This is a genomic window from Cellulomonas septica (assembly GCF_012396155.1).
Classification (GTDB): domain Bacteria; phylum Actinomycetota; class Actinomycetes; order Actinomycetales; family Cellulomonadaceae; genus Cellulomonas; species Cellulomonas septica.
Window position 1 is genome coordinate 1 of record NZ_JAAXOY010000526.1, and the last position, 2,500, is coordinate 2,500.

General features: G+C 73.7%; 4 protein-coding genes and 1 riboswitch. Of the genes, 2 read left to right on the forward strand and 2 right to left on the reverse strand.

The features are described 5' to 3' along the window. Positions 1–173 precede the first annotated feature (173 nt). Positions 174–287, reverse strand: a riboswitch (SAM riboswitch). Between the two features lie 132 nt (positions 288–419). Next, on the forward strand, positions 420–800 hold the full coding sequence (locus tag HGA02_RS16055) for a nuclear transport factor 2 family protein (protein WP_168680093.1): 381 nt from the start codon (positions 420–422) through the stop codon (positions 798–800). A gap of 156 nt (positions 801–956) precedes the next feature. Beyond that, positions 957–1,112 (forward strand): DUF4175 domain-containing protein, encoded by a 156-nt coding sequence (locus tag HGA02_RS16060; protein ID WP_148090454.1) that lies wholly within the window; start codon positions 957–959, stop codon positions 1,110–1,112. A gap of 110 nt (positions 1,113–1,222) precedes the next feature. Here HGA02_RS16060 and HGA02_RS16065 read toward each other — a convergent pair whose 3' ends face one another. After that, positions 1,223–1,702 carry a hypothetical protein gene (locus HGA02_RS16065; protein ID WP_168680094.1) on the reverse strand — a complete coding sequence of 160 codons (480 nt, stop codon included), beginning with the start codon at positions 1,700–1,702 and terminating at the stop codon, positions 1,223–1,225. After that, positions 1,699–2,397: an FtsX-like permease family protein gene (locus tag HGA02_RS16070; RefSeq protein ID WP_168680095.1), complete on the reverse strand. Its 699-nt coding sequence runs from the start codon at positions 2,395–2,397 to the stop codon at positions 1,699–1,701. The genes HGA02_RS16065 and HGA02_RS16070 overlap by 4 nt, the downstream gene beginning before the upstream one ends. Positions 2,398–2,500: the final 103 nt, after the last annotated feature.

Sequence of the window (2,500 nt, forward strand, 5' to 3'; positions counted from 1 at the left end):
CGTCGGCGGGCGGCGGGGCCGGGGCGCGACGGGCTCCGGCCGGCGGTGCGGCGAGGGCGGGTGTCAGCGCGTGCGACAGGAGCGCAGGGGGCGACAGCGACACGTCAGGACGGCTGCGCGTCCGGGGGCTCGCCCGCTCATCGCTCTCTCCTCACGGCAGGCCGTGGCCTGCGTCCGCGCCGTTGCCGTGGGCGGTGTGCTCACGACCTGGTCGTCACCCGGGGCACCCCGCCGCGCGGGAGGGTTGCCGTCCAGCGAGCCGGGGCTTGGTGCTGGAGCTCATGACCCCGAGGTCTGGCGACCCCGGTGACGAGCACACTAGAAATCCCGACTGGATAGGTCAAGTATCACCGGGAGGCGTTCTCGCATGCTGGACATTCGTGTCCACCATGCGCACGTCGCGGTGCCACACTGCCCGCATGCCCACATCCGAGCCGCACGCCTTCGCCGCCGCCTGGGTGGACGCCTGGAACGCGCACGACGTCGAGGCCGTCCTGGACCACTTCGCGGACGACGTCGTGTTCACCTCGCCCTTCGCCGCCCGGCTCCTGCCCGCGACGCAGGGGGTCCTGCGCGGCAAGGACGCGCTGCGGGACTACTGGACGGAAGGCCTCCGGCGAGTCCCTGACCTGCGGTTCTCCGTCGAACGCGTGCACGCCGGCGTCGACGTGCTCGTCCTCGGCTACCGCAACCAGTCCGGCGGGCTCGTCGACGAGGTGCTGCGCTTCGCCGACGGGCTCGTGGTGGAGGGGCACGGCACCTACCTCGTCGAACCGCCGCCCGCGCAGCCGGGCGTCTGACCCGCGATTTCTCACCCGCTTACCACCGCCCCGGCGCGCTCGCCCGACGTGCGGAGCGCCCCTGGTCGCACGACCATGAAGGAGTTGCGACTGGAGAAACGCGGTCGTGGACGTCCGGCGGCCAACCCCGGCCACCGGGTCGAGAGAGGCAGTCAGATGGCTCTGTGGCTCATCCTCATCATCGCCGGCGTGGTGATGATCGTCCTCGGCGTCGCCGTCGAGGCCGCGAAGGTCCTGCTGTGGATCGGCATCATCCTGCTCGTCGTCAGCCTCATCGGCTGGCTCGTCGGCAGAGGCCGTCGCGCCGTCTGACACCCCACCCACGACCGCACCGCACGAGAGGAGAGACCCATGGGTCTGGACGACAAGATCGAGCACGCCGCCGAAGAGGCGAAGGGCAAGGTCAAAGAGGGCGCCGGCCGCTAGGAGACCGCGTCGCGCACGCGCTCGATCATCTCCGTCTCGCGCGCGCTGACGCGTTCGGCGTGGAAGCCCATGAAGCCGCCTTCCTTGGCGGCGTCCGCCGCGTCCTGCGCGGTGCGGACGAGCCACGCCCCGAACGCCGACGCCTCCTCCGCCGTGGCCTTCGCGGCCACCAGGGCGGCGACGTCCCGCAGCTCGGCGACGACCTGCTCACCCGGCGGCGTGCCGGCGGCGGTCGGCCGGTAGCCCTGGGCGGGGTTGTGGCGCTGCTGGATCTGCGCCTGGATGTCGAGCGCGACCTCGGCGAGCAGCTGCTCGCGCGTCGGCGGGTTCGTGGCCGACCGGATGGACGCCATCGACTCCTTCGCGGCCTCGATGGGACCGCCCGGGTCGGCGAGCGAGATGGCCATCCCGGCGACGAACGGTGCGCGGACGACGCGCGCCCACTCGTCGTCGGTGAAGTCGGACTTCCCGGTCATCGCGAGACCTCCTCGTCGTCGGCGCGGCCCACGATGCCACGGCTCGTCGTCGGTCGCCCGTGGTCGTCGCCGCCCGGGCCACCGAGACGCTCGGCGCGCGCCACGGTCGCCAGGGTGCCGACCACGGGGATGGCGACGACCACGAGGGACAGCGCCCCGACGACGCGCAGGTCGACCGCCGGCACCGCGGGTCCGAGGAGCCCGAGGGTCATGCCGGCCACCGCGGGGACGACGGCCGCCGCGCCGATCAGCCAGGCGACCGCGCCGGTGACGAGCGCCTCCGTGCCGGTCGTGGCGAGCAGCTGGCGGCGTGTCGCCCCGGTGCGGCGCAGGAGCAGCAGCTCGTCCCGGCGTCCGGTGGTCGCGAGCACCACGGCGTTGGCGGCACCGATGCCCGCGAACCCGAGCAGCAGCAGCACGAGCACCGTCGCCCAGACCGGATGCGCCCGCCCCAGGAGCACGCCCACGACGACGACCACCGTCGCCGCGAGGACGTAGGCCGACGACGTCCCGGGATCGGTGCCGTAGGAGACCCATCCGCCGTCGGCGCTCACCACATGGTGGAGTCCCGGGCTGGCCAGGAGGAACGCGCCGACGAGCGTCGCCAGCACGAGCGACGGCAGCGACCTGCGCAGCGCGGCGACCACCGACGGCACGGCCGCGGTCGCGGGACCCACGAGGGGCATGGTGCTCATGACGTCGATGCTCGCCGGCGGGACCGGCCCCGCACCAGGGCCGCGCGCAGGACCGGTGCCTCCCCCGCGCGACGGAGGACCCGCACGCTCACCCGACGGTGAG

What these genes read in the sequence shown, in the direction of transcription:
- HGA02_RS16070 (WP_168680095.1), bottom strand. Translation starts at nt 2,397, where the DNA reads ATGAGCACCATGCCCCTCGTGGGTCCCGCGACCGCGGCCGTGCCGTCG.
- HGA02_RS16065 (WP_168680094.1), bottom strand. Translation starts at nt 1,702, where the DNA reads ATGACCGGGAAGTCCGACTTCACCGACGACGAGTGGGCGCGCGTCGTC.
- HGA02_RS16060 (WP_148090454.1), top strand. Translation starts at nt 957, where the DNA reads ATGGCTCTGTGGCTCATCCTCATCATCGCCGGCGTGGTGATGATCGTC.
- HGA02_RS16055 (WP_168680093.1), top strand. Translation starts at nt 420, where the DNA reads ATGCCCACATCCGAGCCGCACGCCTTCGCCGCCGCCTGGGTGGACGCC.